Here is a 16,955-nt window from a genome sequence, read left to right on the forward strand (position 1 = left end):
CGGTATTGGTTTTGCGGGACTTTAGCGCAAACAATGGCGCGGGGGCCAGTGCGTTCAGACGGGAATATTGTCGATCAACCGAACCCCATCCGCCCAGGCCGCCGCGAACAGCCGCGCGGGACGATCCGCATGGGTCAAAGGGTCCAGCGTTTCAGCGCAGCGCAGCTGGATGTATTCGACCTGCGTGAACCCGGCCGCCAGAAGGTCGGTCTGGGCCTGCGCGGACAAACCGTCAAAGGCTGCGCCATCTTTCAAAGCGGCGGCCAGATCGGTCATGATCCGGTGCTTATGGGCCGCAACCTCCAGCCCCTCGGGCGACAGGCGCAGGTTGCGCGAGGACATCGCCAGACCCGAGGCTTCGCGCACCGTGGGGCAGCCGATCACCTTGATCGGGATATCCAGATCGCGGGCCATGCGGCGGACGACCATCAGCTGTTGATAGTCTTTTTCCCCGAAATAGGCCCTGTCCGCTTGTGTCTGCAGGAACAGCTTTGCAACCACAGTTGCAACCCCGTCGAAGTGGCCGGGGCGGAATTCGCCCTCCATCACATTGGTCAGACCGGCGACGGATACGGTGGTGGCAAAGCCCTGCGGATAGATTTCATCGGGGTCCGGTACATAGATCGCATCAACGCCGTAGGGGGCCAGTTTCTGCGCATCCTCATTTTCGGTGCGGGGGTATTTGGCCAGATCTTCGGGGTTGTTGAACTGTTTGGGGTTCACAAAGATCGTGACGATGACCCGATCCGTGCCCGCCTTGGCGGCCTGAACCAAAGACAGATGCCCCTGATGCAGCGCGCCCATGGTGGGGACGACGCCGATGACCTCGCCCTTGCGGTGCCATTCGGTGGTCAGCGCGCGCAGATCGGACAGGCGGCGCAGGATGGGGGCGGTCATGTGTTGGACCCTTTGCTGGGGGATTGATCGGCAAAGACGTGTTCGTCGGCTGGAAAGGCGCGGCTGCGCACTTCGGCTGCGTATTCGGCGATGGCGGCTTCGGCCTGTGGGCCTAGCTCGGCATAGCGTTTGACGAATTTCGGTTTGAAGGCAGTGAAAAAGCCCACCATGTCGTCGACCACAAGGATTTGCCCGTCACACCCGGCTGAGGCCCCAATGCCAATGGTGGGAATCGCAACCTCGGCCGTGATCCGGTCAGCCAAACCTTGGGGCACCTTCTCAAGCACCACGGAAAAGGCACCGGCCCCGGCCACGGCGCGGGCATCGGCCAGAACGGCCTGTGCCTGTTCGTCGCGACCCTGCACCTTGTAGCCGCCCAGCGTGTTGATCGATTGCGGCGTCAGGCCGATATGCGCCATCACCGGAATGCCGCGCTTGACCAGAAAGCGGATGGTCTCGGCCATCTCAACCCCGCCTTCCAGCTTGACAGCCCCTGCGCCGGTCTCGGCCATCAGGCGGGCGGCATTGCGGAACGCGTCCGCAGGCGAGTGCTCATAGCTGCCAAAGGGCATGTCGATGACCATCATGGCGCGCTCCAGACCGCGTGCGACGGCCTGGCCGTGCATCACCATCATCTCCATCGTCACGCCCAGCGTCGATTCCAGCCCGTGCAGCACCATTCCGACACTGTCACCCACCAGAACAAAGTCGCAATGCGCATCCATCAGCCGTGCCATCGGCGTGGTATAGGCGGTCAGCGAGACCAGCGGCGTACCGCCTTTGCGGGCGCGAATATCCTCGGCATTCGGGGCTTTTTTGCGGGCGGTGGCGCTCATGCTCGCTCCTTGCGGGGTCCATGTTGCAGCGCGGCATAGCAGACCGGGCAGGGTTATAGAAACCCCGGTTGCGCGAACATTCCCTTGATTGACCCAAGGTTTAAAGGGACACTCCCCCCGGAAAAGCCCGCAAAACAGCGGGTTCACAGATTGAAACGTGGGGAGATTATTATGACCAAGCAGATGCTAAGAGGTTTCGCATCCGCCCTTGCATTGGGCGTCAGTGTTCTTGCCAGCGGGGCCTGGGCCAAGTCGGACATCACCATCGCCATGCAGCTGGAACCGCCGCATCTGGACCCCACAAGTGCTGCGGCGCAGGCAATTGATTCCGTGGTCTATACCAACATTTTCGAAGGGCTGACGCGGTTCATGGGCGACGGCTCGGTCGTGCCGGGGCTGGCCGAAAGCTGGGAGATTTCGGAAGACGGCAAAACCTATACCTTCAAGCTGCGCGATGGCGTGACCTTTCATGACGGCACCGTGATGGATGCCGAGGACGTCAAGTTCAGCCTGGACCGCGCCACTGCCGAAGACAGCGCCAATGCGCAAAAGGCGCTGTTTGCCGGGATTGAAAGCACTGAGGTTGTCGATCCGCTGACGGTCAAGGTCACGTTGTCCGAACCCAACGGGAATTTTCTGTTCAACATGGCCTGGGGCGATGCGGTGATCGTGTCGTCAGACAGTATCGACGATATCAAGACCAACCCCGTGGGCACCGGGGCCTATACCTTTGGCAACTGGGTGCAGGGCGACAGCATCACGCTGAACCGCAATCCGAATTACTGGGGCGAACAGCCCAGCCTGGAGACGGCGACGTTCAAATTCATCTCGGACCCGACCGCCGCCTTTGCCGCCATGATGGCCGAGGATGTGGATGTGTTCGACAATTTCCCCGCCCCGGAAAACCTGCCGCAGTTCGAGGCCGATCCGCGTTTTCAGGTGCTGGTTGGCTCGACCGAGGGTGAAACGATCCTGTCCACCAACAACAAGCAGGCCCCGTTCGACGATATCCGCGTTCGGCAAGCTCTGGCCCATGCCATCGACCGGCAGGCCATCATCGACGGGGCGATGTTCGGTTACGGCACCCCGATCGGCACGCATTTCGCGCCACATAACCCGGCCTATGTCGATCTGACCGGCAATTCGGCCCATGACCCGGAAAAGGCGGCCAAGCTGCTGGCAGATGCGGGATATGCGGACGGGTTGAAGACAACTCTGCACCTGCCGCCCCCCTCTTATGCGCGCCGCGGCGGTGAGATCATCGCCGCCCAATTGGCCGAGGTCGGCATCGAGGCCGAGATTATCAACGTGGAATGGGCGCAATGGCTGGAATCGGTGTTCAAGGGCAAGGATTACGGCCTGACCATCGTCAGCCATACCGAGCCGATGGATATCGGCATCTATGCGCGGCCGGATTATTATTTCCAGTATGACAGCGTTGATGCCCAGACCCTGATGGAAACGCTGACCGCAACCACTGACCCGGATGAGCGGAAAAGGCTGATGGGCGACATGCAGCGGCTGATCGCAAGTGATTATGTGAATGGCTACCTGTTCCAGCTGGCCAAACTGGGCGTTGCCAAGGCGGGTGTTCAGGGCCTGTGGGAGAACGCGCCCACCGCCGCAATCGACCTGACCCAGATCAGCTGGTCCGAGTAAACCGGCAATCCTTCTGGACGCGTAGCACCACCGGGCCTAACGTGGCCTGATGGTGCGCTATACCCTCAAACGCCTGATCTCATTGATGATCAGCCTGGCTGTCGCCTCGGTCGTCATCTTCGCGGTGATCGAGGTGGCGCCGGGCGATCCCGCGTCCTTTATGCTGGGGGTGAACGCACAAGAGGACACGCTGGCCGCGCTGCGGGCCGAACTTGGGTTGGACGTGTCCAAAGCCCAGCGGTATTTCAACTGGGTCAGTGGGATGTTGATGGGGGATTTCGGCACCTCTTACACCTATCGGACACCGGTGTCGCAGATGATCGCGGACCGGATGTGGGTGTCGTTGCCGCTGGCGCTTTATGCGCTGACGCTGTCGACGCTGATCGCGTTTCCTGCGGGCATCTATGCCGCCGCGCGCCGCGGTAAACCGGGTGATCTAACGGTGATGGGGGCGACGCAGTTGGGCATCGCCGTGCCGAATTTCTGGTTTGCGATGATGCTGGTTCTGATCTTTGCCATCAACCTGCGCTGGTTCAACGCCGGGGGGTTCGCGGGATGGGAGCAGGGCATCTGGACCGGTCTGCATTCCCTGACCCTGCCTGCCATTGCGCTGGCCCTGCCGCAGGCGGCGATTCTGGCGCGGGTCATGCGATCCTCTCTGCTGGATATTCTGGGCGAGGATTTCATGCGCACCGCCCGCGCCAAAGGTCTGTCGCGCCGTCAGGCGCTGTGGCGGCACGGGGTGCGCAATGCGCTGATCCCGGTGCTGACCATCATCGGCCTGCAGTTTTCCTTTCTTCTGGCCGGGTCGATTATTATCGAACAGGTCTTTTACCTGCCCGGCCTTGGGCGCTTGGTGTTTCAGGCCATTTCCGCGCGTGATCTGATCGTGGTGGAGTCGGTGGTGATGCTGCTGGTCTTTGCCGTGATCACCGTGAATTTCCTGGTTGATCTGGCCTATGCCGCCGTGGACCCAAGGTTAAGAGGCCGGACATGAGCCGAAACCTGATCCTTGGCGCGGTTCTGTCTTCGCTGGTTCTGCTGGCAGCGTTGCTGAGCTTTGTCTGGACGCCCTATGACTACGCGGCTTTGGACATTCCCAACAAGCTGAAACCTCCGAATGCGCAGCACTGGTTCGGGACGGACCATTTCGGCCGTGACATGTTCTCGATGATCATGGTGGGCGCGCGCACGTCGATTGCGGTGGCGTTGGTGGCCGTTGGGATCGGTATGGCACTGGGCGTGCCGCTGGGCCTGACAGCAGCGGCGCGCAAGGGCTCGTGGCTGGATGAGGTGATCATGCGCGGCAATGATCTGGTCTTTGCCTTCCCGTCGCTGGTCATTGCAATCCTGATCACCGCCGTATTCGGTGCGGGGGCGATAAACGCCATCATCGCCATCGGCATCTTCAACATCCCCGTCTTTGCCCGCATCACCCGAGGGGCCGCCCTGTCCTTGTGGGAGCGTGAATTCATCCTCGCCGCCCGTGTCTCGGGCAAAGGGGCAGCGCGGATTTCGGTTGAGCATATTCTGCCCAACGTGGCGAACCTGTTGATCGTGCAGGGGACCATTCAGTTCAGCCTTGGTATTCTTGCCGAGGCGGGTCTGTCTTATGTCGGCCTTGGCGCGCAGCCCCCCACGCCCAGCTGGGGCCGTATGCTGGCCGATGCGCAGACAATGGTCAGTTTTGCCCCGCATTTGGCTCTGATTCCGGGGTTGGCGATCATCATCACCGTACTGGGGCTGAACCTGCTGGGCGATGGGCTGCGCGACTGGCTGGACCCTCGGATAAGGGTGGCGCGCGCATGACCCTGTTGCAGATCGACACCCTCTCGCTGTCCATTCACGGGGCTGAGATATTGAAACAGGTCAGCCTGTCCATCGACCCCGGCCAGATCGTGGCGGTGACGGGGGAAAGCGGTTCGGGAAAATCGATGACCGCCTTGGCGGTGATGCAATTGCTGCCGATCGGGGCCGACCAGCGCGGTACAATCCGATTGGAAGGGCGCGACCTGCTGAACACCTCTGAGTCTGACATGTGCGCTCTGCGCGGGGCCGAGGTCGGGATGGTGTTTCAGGAACCGATGACCGCCCTGAACCCGGTGAAAACCATCGGGGATCAGGTCACGGAAACGATCCTGATCCACAAAGCCATGCCGCCAGCACAGGCCCACGCCCGCGCGGCAGAGGTGCTTGCTCGGGTGGGTCTGCCGCCTGATCGCTTCCCCTTGACCCGCTGCCCGCATGAGCTGTCGGGCGGACAACGCCAGCGCGTCATTATCGCCATGGCCATCGCCCTGCGTCCTAAGCTGCTGATCGCGGATGAGCCGACAACCGCCCTGGACGTGACAACGCAGGCGCAAATTCTTGAGCTGCTCAAAGGGTTGGTGCGCGAATACGGTATGGGTCTGCTGATGATCACCCATGATCTGGCGGTTGTGGCCGATATGGCCGACCGGATTGTGGTCATGCGGCACGGAGAGGTTGTGGAAAGTGGTGCCACAACCGACCTTTTGCGCAACATGCGGCACCCCTACACACGGATGCTGTTTGAGGCGTCGGGCCATCAGGTGGCGTTGCCGGATACGGCGGCTGAGGTTCCGCTGTTGGAGGTCACACAGGTCGTCCGGGACTACCGCCTGCCGCGCAAACGCTTGTTCGACAAGCCGGGCCTGCACCGCGCCGTGGATCACGTCAGCTTTACGCTCAATCGTGGTGAGCGTCTGGGGCTGGTCGGAGAATCCGGTTGCGGAAAATCGACCCTAACACGGGCTATTTTGGGGTTGGAAGAGGTGCAGGGCGGTGACATTCGCCTAGAGGGTGAGCCTGTCTTTACCGGCCACAAGCCGAACCCGGCGGTGCGTCGCAAGATGCAGGTGGTGTTTCAGGACCCCTATGGCAGCTTTAACCCCCGCCACAAAGTCGCGCGGCTGATTACCGAGCCGTTTCATCTGCTGGACACGCCGCCCGCCGGGTCAGAACGGCAGGACCGGATTGCCGAGATGCTGACCGCCGTGGGCCTCAGTCCCGATGATGCGGGCAAATACATCCACGAATTCTCGGGCGGGCAGCGGCAGCGCATTGCCATCGCCCGCGCCCTGATCATCCGGCCGGAACTGATCTTGTTTGATGAGGCGGTCTCGGCCCTGGATGTCTCGGTCCGTGCGCAAATTCTGGACCTGCTGGCGGACCTGTGTGCGGCCTATGATCTGACCTATCTGTTCATCAGCCACGATCTGAGCGTCGTGCGCACGATCACCGACCGGGTGATGGTCATGCAGGCGGGCCGGATCGTCGAACAGGGCGCGACCGAGCAGGTCTTTTCCAACCCGCAACATGCCTACACAAAAACCCTGATCGAAGCCGCGCCGACCTTGCCGGAAATCGGCAGCCAAGTGGCCTGAAAAGTCCAATTTAGAGCCTATATGGAGGCCCCAATGTCCAATCCCCTCTGGTTCAATCCCACCCTTTGTTTGATCGGGGGCGAATGGGTCGCCCCAGCCTCGGGCGCTGATCTGCCGTTGATCAACCCATCCGACGGGTCCGAGATTTGCCGCATTGCGCGTGGGGATGGTGCGGATATCGACGCGGCGGTTGGCGCTGCGCAGGCCGCGCTGGACGGCGGTTGGGGTCGCAAAACAGCGTTGGAACGGGGCCGCATCCTGACCCGGCTGGGGCAGTTGGTGCTGGATCACGTCGACGATCTGGCCGCGCTAGAAGCGATGGATGTGGGCAAACCGCTGACGCAAGCCCGTGCCGATGCGGTGGCCTTGGCGCGATATTGCGAATTCTACGGCGGTGCGGCGGATAAGGTGACGGGCCAGACGATCCCTTATCTGGATGGCTACACAGTATACACCCTGCGTGAGCCGCACGGGGTGACGGGCCATATCGTGCCGTGGAACTACCCGATGCAGATCATCGGACGCTCGGTCGGGGCGGCGTTGGCGATGGGCAATGCCTGTGTGCTGAAACCGGCCGAAGAGGCGTGTTTGACCGCGCTGGCCTTTGCCCATCTGGCTCAACAGGCGGGGCTGCCCGCTGGCGCGTTGAACGTGGTGCCCGGCATCGGGGCCGAGGCTGGGGCGGCGCTGTCCGGGCATCCGGGCGTGCATCATATCTCGTTCACCGGATCGGTCGCGACCGGCGCTTTGGTGCAACAGGCGGCGGGGCGCAATGTGGTGCCGGTGACGCTGGAACTGGGCGGGAAATCCCCACAGCTTGTCTTTGATGACGCCGATCTGGATTCTGCACTGCCATTTCTGGTCAATGCAGGAGTTCAGAACGCAGGTCAGACCTGTTCGGCCTCGTCCCGTATTCTGGTGCAGCGCGGGGTGTATAGCCAGGTCAAACAGCGCATGGCAGCCGCTTATGCCGATCTGACCGTTGGCCCGGCGGCGCAGGATTTGCGCGTGGGGCCGCTGATCTCGGCCCGTCAAAAGCAGATTGTTGAGGGGTTTTTGGCCAAAGGCGCAGACCTGACCATCGCGGGGCAGGGGCGGATCGTTGAGGGTGCGCCTGCCTTAGGGGCCTATGTCCAGCCCACTTTGTTTACCGATGTGCCGCCGGATCACAGCCTCGCGCAGGATGAGGTTTTCGGCCCCGTTCAGGTGTTGATCCCGTTTGAGACCGAGGAAGAAGCGGTGCAGATCGCCAACGGCACCGACTATGGCCTTGTCGCCAGTGTCTGGACCCGCGACGGCGCGCGGCAGATGCGGCTGGCCAAACACCTGCGCGCGGGTCAGGTCTTTGTCAACAATTACGGGGCCGGGGGCGGGGTTGAGCTGCCCTTTGGCGGGGTCGGCAAATCAGGCCATGGCCGCGAAAAGGGGTTCGAGGCGCTGTACGGGTTCTCGCAGCTCAAAACCGTTGCAAATCACCATGGTTAGGGTCTAAACGATCACCTCAATCGCCTCTTGCGCCCCCACGCCAAAAACACGTTTGTAGCGTGCGATTTCCTCCTGCGGGCCCATCGCCTTTTCCGGGTTGTCCGACAATTTGACGGTCGGGCGCCCATTGGCCGAGACCGCCTTGCACACCAGTGAGAACGGCGCCAGCGCGTCATCGGGGACCAGACCGCGGAAGTCGTTGGTCAGCAATGTGCCCCAGCCAAAGGACACTTTGGTCCGCCCGGCGAACTGGGTCTGCAATTCGCGAATTTTCTCAACGTCCAGCCCATCGGAAAAGATCACGCGTTTCTGCTTTGGGTCCTCGCCGCGCGATTTCCACCACTTGATCGCGGTTTCGGCCCCGGCGGCGGGATCGCCGCTGTCGATGCGGATGCCGGTCCAACCCGCCAGCCAATCCGGCGCACGGTCCAGAAAACCCTGGGTTCCATAAGTGTCGGGCAGGATGATGCGCAGATTGCCCTCATGCTCATCATGCCAATCGCTCAGAACGTCATAGGGCGCGCGGGCTAAAGCCTCATCCGTGTCGGCCAGCGCAGAATAGACCATGGGCAGCTCATGCGCGTTGGTGCCAATCGCCTCAACCTCGCGCCGCATGGCGATCAGGCAGTTGGACGTGCCGGAAAACGCGGGGCCCAGCCCTTCGATCATCGCCTGTACGCACCAATCCTGCCACAGGAACGAATGCCGGCGGCGGGTGCCGAAATCGGCGATGCCCAGTCCGTCGATCTGGCGCAGCTGTTCGATCTTTTCCCAAACACGGGTCATGGCGCGGGCATAAAGCACTTGCAGCTCGAACCGGCGCATGTCGTTCAGCACGGCGCGCGAGCGCAGTTCCATCAGCACCGCAAGCGCGGGGATTTCCCACAGCATGACCTCGTGCCATTTGCCCTCAAACGTCAGCTCATACTGATCGCCCTTGCGCTCCAGATGATAGGGCGGCAGGCGCATATTCTCGAACCACTCCATGAAATCGGATCGGAACATCTGCCGCTTGCCGTAGAACGTATTGCCCCGTAGCCAGGTGCTTTCCCCCCGGCTGAGACCCAGAGACCGGATGTGATCAAGCTGTTCACGCAGCTCGCCTTCGTCGATCAAATTGGCGAGAGGGATGTGATTCGACCGGTTGATCAGCGAAAAAACCACATTCGTTTGGGGCTTATTTCGAAACACTGACTGGCACATCAGCAGTTTGTAGAAATCTGTGTCGATCAAAGACCGCACAATCGGGTCAATTTTCCATTTGTGATTGTACACACGCGTCGCAATATCGACCATGAGTGAACTCCAGCGATTTCTTTCGTTAGATCAATAGGCGAAAGGATTGGCAAGAGTCGCCGGATCGTAGACAATGACAAGGTGAGGTCACAAATCGAGCATATTGTGTGATCCTTTCATTTATTAGTGAAAAGGAAGGGACGGAAGAACAAGGTTTAGTCGGTGAATGGGTTTCGAGTACGACTTTGATATTGTAGCGATTGCACCGGATGAAGTGGATCCTGAACATGGCGTGGCCGCCGTGACCGGGAACCGTGCCGTTCGCGCATCCTTTCGCAGTGCCCAAACGGTCGAGGCGCTGCACAGCGCGTCCCCTAAGATTCGGCGTATTTTTGAGGAATCCGGCTTTAGCCTGGAATGCCGGGGCAACGGTCTACCGCATGGCTATTACCTGCCCGAAGACGGCCCTGACCGCGAACGCATTCTGAAGCGTCTGTTCGCCAATATCCGCAATATGGGTGTTCAGGGGGAAAATTGCGGGGATTTCGATTTTTGGCAGTTTCTGGATGACGTAAAGCGCGCACGTCCGCGACCGGGCATGACGCGCGCCGTACAGGACTGGAAGCCCAAGCCGGAACCGACCGAGGCGCAAAAGCCCAAGCGGCGTTCGATTCAAGGCCGTATAGGCGTGGCACTTGGGCTTGCCGTTTTGGTGATTGTGGTCCTCAGATATCTGGCATCCGAAGGGGCAGCGCCTTAGGCTAGGCGCGCACCGACCGCCCGCATTGCCTGCTCGGCCGCAGCAAGCGATCCGTTCAGATCGATGGCCCGGCAGGCATCCAGCCGCACAGTCACGTCAAACCCAAGCCGGGCGGCATCCACAGCCGAGAAGTGAACACAGAAATCCGTGGCCAATCCGACCATCGTCAGCCGGTCAATGCCGCGCGTTTTCAAATAGCCCTCAAGCCCGGTCGGGGTCGATTGATCGTTTTCGAAAAATGCGGAATAGCTGTCGATCGCAGACCGAAACCCTTTGCGTATGATCAGATCGGCATCGGTGCGAAGATCGGGATGAAACGCAGCCCCTTGCGTACCCTGAACACAGTGATCGGGCCACAAGACCTGCGGGCCATAGGGCATGTCCGTCATATCATAGGGGTTTTTTCCGGCGTGCGAACTGGCGAATGAGGAATGCCCCGCCGGGTGCCAGTCCTGGGTCAGGATCACGGCGTCAAAATCGTCCATCATGGCATTGATCAGGGCCACGATCTGATCCCCTTCGGGCACGGCCAATGCGCCACCGGGGCAGAAATCGTTCTGGACGTCGATTACGATCAGGGCATGGGTCATCGCTGTCTCCTTTTGCTGTATCGGTAAGCGGGTGCGCCGGGGGCGTCAATCCGATCCCTTGCGACTCTGCGCGCGTGGGGCTAGACCGCGCGCATGTATACGATCGCTGCTCTCTATCACTTCACCCGTTTCGCTGATCACGCCGCCCTGCGTGAGCCCCTGTTGGACCTCTGCCGCGCGCAATCGGTCAAAGGCACCCTGTTGCTGGCGCAAGAGGGGATCAATGGCACCATCGCAGGCCCGCGCGCCGGGATCGATGCGGTGCTGTCGCATATCAAAGCGCTGCCGGGATGTGCGGATCTGGACTGGAAAGAGGCCACCGCTGACCATCCGCCCTTTGGCAAAATGAAGGTGCGCCTGAAGAAAGAGATCGTCACTATGGGTCAGCCGGATGTCGATCCGCGCGCCCGTGTTGGCAACTATGTTGAGCCCGAGGATTGGAACGACCTGATCCGCTCGGACGACGTGGTGGTGATCGACACGCGCAACGATTACGAGGTGGCGATTGGCACGTTTGAGGGCGCAATAGACCCTGAAACCGCCAGTTTCCGCGAATTCCCCGCATGGTGGGAGGATAACAAGGACCGCTTTCACAACAAGCGCGTCGCCATGTTCTGCACGGGCGGTATCCGGTGCGAGAAATCCACCAACTTCCTGCTGGGGCAGGGGGTTGAGGATGTGTATCACCTGAAAGGCGGCATTCTGCGCTATCTCGAAGAAATGCCGGCCGAGGACAGCACCTGGCAGGGTGAGTGTTTCGTGTTCGACAACCGCGTCTCGGTTGGTCACGGGCTGGTCGAAGGGCCGCATAACCTGTGCCACGGCTGCCGTCGCCCCATTCTGCCCGAGGATATGAAACGCCCTGAATATGAACATGGCGTGTGCTGTCACCAGTGTATTGATGAGACCTCTGAGGCGGATAAGGCCCGCTTTCGCGAACGTCAGAAACAGATCGGCCTGGCCCTTCAACGCGGGCAAGAGCATCTGGGCGCGGATTGAATCCGGTTGCGGCGTCCGGCCCAAACCCGGATGATCCAAGGCAATTGAACTGATCGGAGGCGCAATGTCCCGCAAGCCCACAACTCTGGCCGAATGGAAATCGACCCTGCTGGCGGCGGGGGGCATGGTTGTGGCCAGCTTTTTGGCCTGGTTCGGCCTGTCCCGCCTGAGCGAAGCAACCGCAGGCGATACGCTGGGCACGTTTGCGTCCGTCGGGCTGTTGCTGTGGATCGTGTCGCAATCCTGGTTCTACCTGACTCAGGTAAAATCACCACGCCGCCTGCTGTTTTTGATGGGAGTGTCCTTTATTCAGGTCGTCCCCTTCCTGTTCGCGGCCGTTTATGGCGCGTTTGGCTATACTGACAATTGCGTCATTGGTGCACGTGGGCCGGGTGACATCCTGTATTTTTCATATGTCACCTTCACCACAGTTGGATATGGCGACATGTCCCCAACCGGGCTGTGCCGGGGGTTGGCAGTGTCCGAAGCGGTAACAGGCTATATCCTGCTGGGGATGTTCGTGGCCGCAGCAGTATCGCTTTATTCCCATAACCACGAGAACAGACCCTGATCAGGTTCTATTTGTTGTGATCGATCCAGCGCGACATCATCTGCTTGTCGCGAAAACACTCGGCCGGGATCGGACGGCGCTTGCTGCGTGAAATACGCTCGGCAAAGGCCACCTGTTTGCCGGTGGGATAGTTGGCAAAGGGGGACGGGTCGACTGGTTTGTTGGCAGAAATCCAGTTCGACAAAGCCTTGCGGTCGCGCTGCGCTTCAACCGGGATTTCCAGGGCGGACTTCTCGGCGATTGCACGGGCATAGCGCATCTGCCGGTCGGTGACAGGCAGCATGTGATAATCGTTGCTGGGTGCGTCGTACCAGCTTTGACGGGCAGCATTGGTCATAGCTCGAATACCTCCGTTCCACCTTTGACATCCGCCTGGAACAAATATAGAACATTTTAGGAACTTTATCAAGATTTCCGCTGATCCACGCAGTTTTCACCGCGTTTCAAACCAGCCTGTCCCGTCGTTTTCGACCAAATCGGCACGTATTTTCGTGCTTCTTTAACTAATCAAAGAATCGGCGAGTCTTATTTCAATACACAGGCGCTCACGACATCGCGCGCGCGGGTGACAAAGGCGATGTTCCGCCGATGCCGGGCTTGTTTCCGCCGCTTTGATCGCCATTACCGACATTTTGCGTCGGGAACAGAGCATAAGCCGCACCGCTCCTGTGGCTGACTTTCCAACAAGCGCCCAGTTTCCACGCAGGAGGTTCCGCCATGAAAACCCACGCTCAGGCCGTCGTGATCGGAGGAGGGTTGGTCGGATGCTCGATCCTTTACCATCTGGCCAAGCTCGGCTGGACCGATGTGATCCTGCTGGAACGGGATGAGCTGACCTCGGGCTCCACCTGGCATGCGGCGGCCAATATTCACGGGCTGCACGACAATAACAACATCACGCGCATCCAGCACTATACGATGAACCTGTACAAAGAGCTGGAGAAAGAAACCGGGCAGGGCTGCGGCGTGTTCCAGTCCGGCTCACTGTATCTGGCGCAGACCGAAGATCGTGAACACCAGCTGCGCCTGCAAGAGGCCAAGGCGCGGTTCTATGGTCTGAAGTTTTATGAGGTCAGCCGCGCACAGGCGATGGAGCTGCATCCGCTGGCGCAGTTCGATGACGTCAGGTGCATCATGTTCGAACCCGATGGCGGTAATGTGGACCCCTCGGGCGTAACCCATGCCTATGCCGCCGGTGCGCGGGCGATGGGGGCCACGATAGAGCGGTTTTGCCCTGTAATAGGGACTGAACAGCAGCCAGACGGGTCGTGGATCGTGCGCACGGAAAAGGGTGACATCCACACGCAATGGGTGGTGAACGCAGGCGGTCTTTGGGGACGCGAAGTGGCGGCGATGGCCGGGATCGAATTGCCCCTGCAACCGACCGAGCACCAATATTTCGTCACCGAAGCGATTGACGAGGTTGCCGCCCTGGGCCGCCGCCTGCCGTCCATCGCGGATCGGGATGGCGAGTATTACTTTCGGCAGGAAGGCAACGGGTTGCTCATCGGGGCCTATGAGAAAGACATGCGCTTTTGGGCCGAAAACGGCACGCCGCTGGATTTCGCCCATGATCTGTTCCCCGACGATCTGGACCGCATCATGGAGAACGTCATCCGCGCCACGGAACGAGTGCCGGTGGCCGCGACCGCCGGGGTTAAGCGGGTGATCAACGGGCCGATGATCTGGTCGCCGGATTCCAACGCGATCTGGGGGCCTGTGCCCGAGCTTCGGAACTATTTCTGCTGCAACGGAATCATCCCCGGCTTTTCGCAATCCGGCGGGCTTGGGCTGCTGTCGGCGCAATGGATGATCGAGGGTGAGCCGCAATACGACATGTTCGCCTGGGATCTGGCGCGGTTCGGCGATTGGGCCGACAAGTCATTCACCAAGGCGCGGGTCGAGGATGCCTATACCCACCGTTTTGCCATCCATTTCCCGAACGAAGAACGCAGCGCAGGCCGCCCGGCCCGCCTGCGCCCGGCCTATCAGATGCAAAAAGACATGGGCTGCGTCTTTGGCCTGAACTGCGGGTGGGAGCATCCGCTGTGGTTCGCCGACCAGCCCGGCACGGTCGAAACCAACGGCTTCACGCGCCAAAACTGGTGGGAGCCCGTGGGCCGCGAAGTGAAGATGCTGCGAGAGCACGTCGGTGTCATCGATATCTCGAACTTTGCAAATTACGTGATCAAGGGGCCGGGCGCGCAGGCATGGCTGGATCGTCTGGTTGCCAACCGGGTGCCGTCCGAGGTCGGGCGGTCCTGTCTGACCCCGCTGATCTCGGTCCGGGGTGGGGTGGCCGGGGATTTCACCATCACCATGGTGGCCGAGGATGAATACATGATGATCGGCTCGGGCATGGCCGAGCGGTATCATCAGCGCTTTTTCAATATGGTCGATCTGCCCAAGGACACGACGTTCGAGGTCGCGACCAATCGCATTGCAGGCTTTAATGTGGCCGGCCCGAAATCGCGCGACCTGTTGCAACGCCTGACCAATGCAGACCTGTCGAATGAAAGCTTCCGCTTTATGCGATCCCGTACGATCGATGTTGCCGGTGTAACCTGCCTTGCCATCCGCGTCAGCTTTACCGGCGATCTGGGGTGGGAGTTGCACTGCGCCGAAGAAGACCAAATCAGGCTCTACACAGCGCTTTTGGACGCTGCGACCGCACTGAATGGCGGCCCGGTCGGGGGACGGGCTCTCGGGTCGTTGCGCATCGAAAAAGGGTATGGCTCGTGGGGCCGCGAGTATTCTCAGGAATACTGGCCGCAAGAGGTCGGGCTGGCAGGTCTGATCAAGCTGGACAAGGATTTCCTGCACAAGGACGCCTATCTTGCCATCAAGGACAACCCGGCGCGCGAAGTTCTGTCGATCTTCGAAGTCGATGCGGATCAGGCCGATGCCTCGGGTGGTGAACCGATCTTTACACCCGATGGCAAACCCGTCGGGCGCGTGACCTCGGGCGCTTATGGCTATTCGGTCGGTAAATCGCTGACTCTTGGCTATGCCGACCCGAATGTGGCTGGGCCGGGGGATGACGTAGAGATCTTTATCCTCGGCAAACCGCATCGCGCGACAATCCTGCACAAGCCCCCCTTTGATCCCGAAGGCCACCGTTTGCGCGATATCCGTCCTGCGCTAGAGGCGACCTGATGACCGACAGTTTCACACGCGTGGCGGATTTCACCTTGCACCGGTCTGCCGATGATATGCCGGACAGTGCCAAAAAGGCTGCTGCCCTGATGATGCTGGATACGATGGGTATCCTGATCGCCTCTGGCCCGATGGAGGCCGGGGTGATCGCGCGCGACACCGCAGCCTTGCTTTTTGCCAGTTCCGACCCGGCCTATAGCGCGCGCATGATGTTCGATGGCCGTTCCGTCAGCATGGCGGGGGCGGCTTATGCGGCGGCGACCCAAACCGACAATCTGGACGGGCATGACGGGTATAACCCGACCAAAGGTCACATCGGTGTTGTGGTTTTGCCCGCGTTGGTGGCGCTTGCCGCGCATCACCCTGACCTGACGGGCCCTCAGGCATTGGCGGCGGTTGTGACAGGGTATGAGATCGCGGGTCGGGCCGGGTTGTCTCTGCACGCTTCGGTCAGTGAGTATCACACTTCGGGCGCATGGAACGCGCTGGGCGTTGCGGCCATGGCGGCGCGGTTGCGGGGTTTTTCCCCGGATCAGCTGCGGCAGGCGATGGGCATTGCCGAATATCACGGCCCCCGCAGCCAGATGATGCGCGAGATTGCCAACCCCACGATGCTGCATGACGGGTCAGGCTGGGGCGCGATGGTTGGCCTTTCATCCGCCATTCTGGCCGAGCGTGGCTTCACCGGCGCGCCTGCCATCACGATCGAGGCAGAGGCCGCCGCCCCCCATTGGGACGATCTGGGCCAGTTCTGGCAGGTGGAACACCAATATGTAAAACCCTATCCGATCTGCCGATGGGCGCATGCGGCGATTGACGCGGTGCGTGCGGTGATGATGGAACATGATCTGTCCATCGACCAGATCCGGCAAATTCGCATCAACAGCTTTCACGAGGCCGCGTGCCTGTTTGCAGGAATGCCTGACACGACCTCGCAAGCGCAATATTCGCTGCCTTTTGCGGTGGCGGTTCAGGCGCTTTACGGGCGGATCGGGGTCGAACATATCTCTGGGCCGGGCCTGTCCGATCCGCGCGTGGCAGAGTTTATCACTCGGATCGAGGTGGCCGAAGTAGACCGCCACACCGCCCGCTTTCCGCGGGGTCGCTGGGCTGATGTCAGCATCACAACCGTGGACGGAACAGTTCTGCAATCGGGGGACATCCACGCCCGAGGCGGCCCCGAAGCGCCATTCACCCAAGATGAGGTGTTCACAAAATTCAACGATTTCGCAGCCCCGATCCTGGGGCAGGCCCGAGCCGATGCGATACGGGATGCCATCCTGAATTGGGAGAGCCCGAAATCCCGGTTTGCCGACCTTTCACCGCTGATTTTTGAACCCTGACGGACGACATGTACCGTAT

At 60.6% G+C, this 16,955-nt stretch carries 15 protein-coding genes; 10 read left to right on the forward strand and 5 right to left on the reverse strand.

Translation table 11 applies throughout. From position 1 onward, the window contains the following. Positions 1-54 precede the first annotated feature (54 nt). Both panC and panB read right to left on the reverse strand, forming a co-directional pair. On the reverse strand, positions 55-897 hold the full coding sequence (gene panC / locus ACRZ94_RS11385) for a pantoate--beta-alanine ligase (protein ID WP_480653360.1): 843 nt from the start codon (positions 895-897) through the stop codon (positions 55-57). Further along, positions 894-1,733, reverse strand: a complete 840-nt coding sequence (gene panB, locus ACRZ94_RS11390) for a 3-methyl-2-oxobutanoate hydroxymethyltransferase (RefSeq protein ID WP_480653362.1) — start codon at positions 1,731-1,733, stop codon at positions 894-896. The genes panC and panB overlap by 4 nt, the downstream gene beginning before the upstream one ends. Before the next feature lie 171 nt (positions 1,734-1,904). Here panB and ACRZ94_RS11395 point away from each other — a divergent pair, with 171 nt between their 5' ends. Genes ACRZ94_RS11395 through ACRZ94_RS11415 form a run of 5 tightly spaced genes read left to right on the forward strand, consistent with a single transcriptional unit; the run spans position 1,905 to position 8,281 of the window. Beyond that, positions 1,905-3,392 (forward strand): ABC transporter substrate-binding protein, encoded by a 1,488-nt coding sequence (locus tag ACRZ94_RS11395; protein WP_480797377.1) that lies wholly within the window; start codon positions 1,905-1,907, stop codon positions 3,390-3,392. 49 nt (positions 3,393-3,441) lie between these two features. Then, positions 3,442-4,389, forward strand: a complete 948-nt coding sequence (locus ACRZ94_RS11400; protein WP_480797378.1) for an ABC transporter permease — start codon at positions 3,442-3,444, stop codon at positions 4,387-4,389. Then, positions 4,386-5,201 (forward strand): ABC transporter permease, encoded by an 816-nt coding sequence (locus tag ACRZ94_RS11405; protein WP_480797379.1) that lies wholly within the window; start codon positions 4,386-4,388, stop codon positions 5,199-5,201. The genes ACRZ94_RS11400 and ACRZ94_RS11405 overlap by 4 nt, the downstream gene beginning before the upstream one ends. Continuing rightward, on the forward strand, positions 5,198-6,796 hold the full coding sequence (locus ACRZ94_RS11410) for an ABC transporter ATP-binding protein (protein ID WP_480797380.1): 1,599 nt from the start codon (positions 5,198-5,200) through the stop codon (positions 6,794-6,796). Before ACRZ94_RS11405 ends, ACRZ94_RS11410 begins: the two co-directional genes overlap by 4 nt. 33 nt (positions 6,797-6,829) lie before the next feature. Next, positions 6,830-8,281 carry an aldehyde dehydrogenase family protein gene (locus ACRZ94_RS11415; protein WP_480797381.1) on the forward strand — a complete coding sequence of 484 codons (1,452 nt, stop codon included), beginning with the start codon at positions 6,830-6,832 and terminating at the stop codon, positions 8,279-8,281. A 3-nt stretch (positions 8,282-8,284) separates the two neighbouring features. Here the strand turns inward: ACRZ94_RS11415 and pncB are convergent, their stop codons facing one another. Continuing rightward, entirely contained in the window at positions 8,285-9,577 is a 1,293-nt protein-coding gene (pncB, locus tag ACRZ94_RS11420; RefSeq protein ID WP_480797382.1) for a nicotinate phosphoribosyltransferase, read from the reverse strand. Positions 9,578-9,743: 166 nt separating this feature from the next. On the opposite strand from pncB, the gene ACRZ94_RS11425 reads away from it, so the two are divergent. Beyond that, positions 9,744-10,277 (forward strand): hypothetical protein, encoded by a 534-nt coding sequence (locus ACRZ94_RS11425; protein WP_480797383.1) that lies wholly within the window; start codon positions 9,744-9,746, stop codon positions 10,275-10,277. On the opposite strand, the gene pncA is transcribed toward ACRZ94_RS11425, so the two are convergent. Next, the gene (pncA, locus tag ACRZ94_RS11430; RefSeq protein ID WP_480653376.1) at positions 10,274-10,867 is read right to left on the reverse strand and encodes a bifunctional nicotinamidase/pyrazinamidase; all 594 of its coding nucleotides are present in this window, start codon (positions 10,865-10,867) and stop codon (positions 10,274-10,276) included. The two genes, ACRZ94_RS11425 and pncA, sit on opposite strands and share 4 nt — an antisense overlap. A gap of 93 nt (positions 10,868-10,960) precedes the next feature. On the opposite strand from pncA, the gene trhO reads away from it, so the two are divergent. Together trhO and ACRZ94_RS11440 are read left to right on the forward strand one after the other, a co-directional pair. After that, the gene (trhO, locus tag ACRZ94_RS11435) at positions 10,961-11,866 is read left to right on the forward strand and encodes an oxygen-dependent tRNA uridine(34) hydroxylase TrhO (protein WP_480797384.1); all 906 of its coding nucleotides are present in this window, start codon (positions 10,961-10,963) and stop codon (positions 11,864-11,866) included. A gap of 64 nt (positions 11,867-11,930) precedes the next feature. After that, the gene (locus ACRZ94_RS11440) at positions 11,931-12,437 is read left to right on the forward strand and encodes a potassium channel family protein (protein WP_480653379.1); all 507 of its coding nucleotides are present in this window, start codon (positions 11,931-11,933) and stop codon (positions 12,435-12,437) included. Positions 12,438-12,444: 7 nt separating this feature from the next. On the opposite strand, the gene ACRZ94_RS11445 is transcribed toward ACRZ94_RS11440, so the two are convergent. Further along, positions 12,445-12,774: a hypothetical protein gene (locus tag ACRZ94_RS11445; RefSeq protein WP_480653381.1), complete on the reverse strand. Its 330-nt coding sequence runs from the start codon at positions 12,772-12,774 to the stop codon at positions 12,445-12,447. A gap of 380 nt (positions 12,775-13,154) precedes the next feature. Here ACRZ94_RS11445 and ACRZ94_RS11450 point away from each other — a divergent pair, with 380 nt between their 5' ends. Together ACRZ94_RS11450 and ACRZ94_RS11455 are read left to right on the forward strand one after the other, a co-directional pair. After that, positions 13,155-15,593, forward strand: coding sequence for a GcvT family protein (locus ACRZ94_RS11450; RefSeq protein WP_480653383.1), 2,439 nt, complete (start codon positions 13,155-13,157; stop codon positions 15,591-15,593). After that, a complete protein-coding gene (locus tag ACRZ94_RS11455) occupies positions 15,593-16,936 on the forward strand; it encodes an MmgE/PrpD family protein (RefSeq protein WP_480797385.1) in 1,344 nt (447 codons plus the stop codon). The genes ACRZ94_RS11450 and ACRZ94_RS11455 overlap by 1 nt, the downstream gene beginning before the upstream one ends. The last annotated feature ends 19 nt before the right edge of the window (positions 16,937-16,955 follow it).

It is taken from the genome of Ruegeria sp. CH10 (assembly GCF_056537125.1).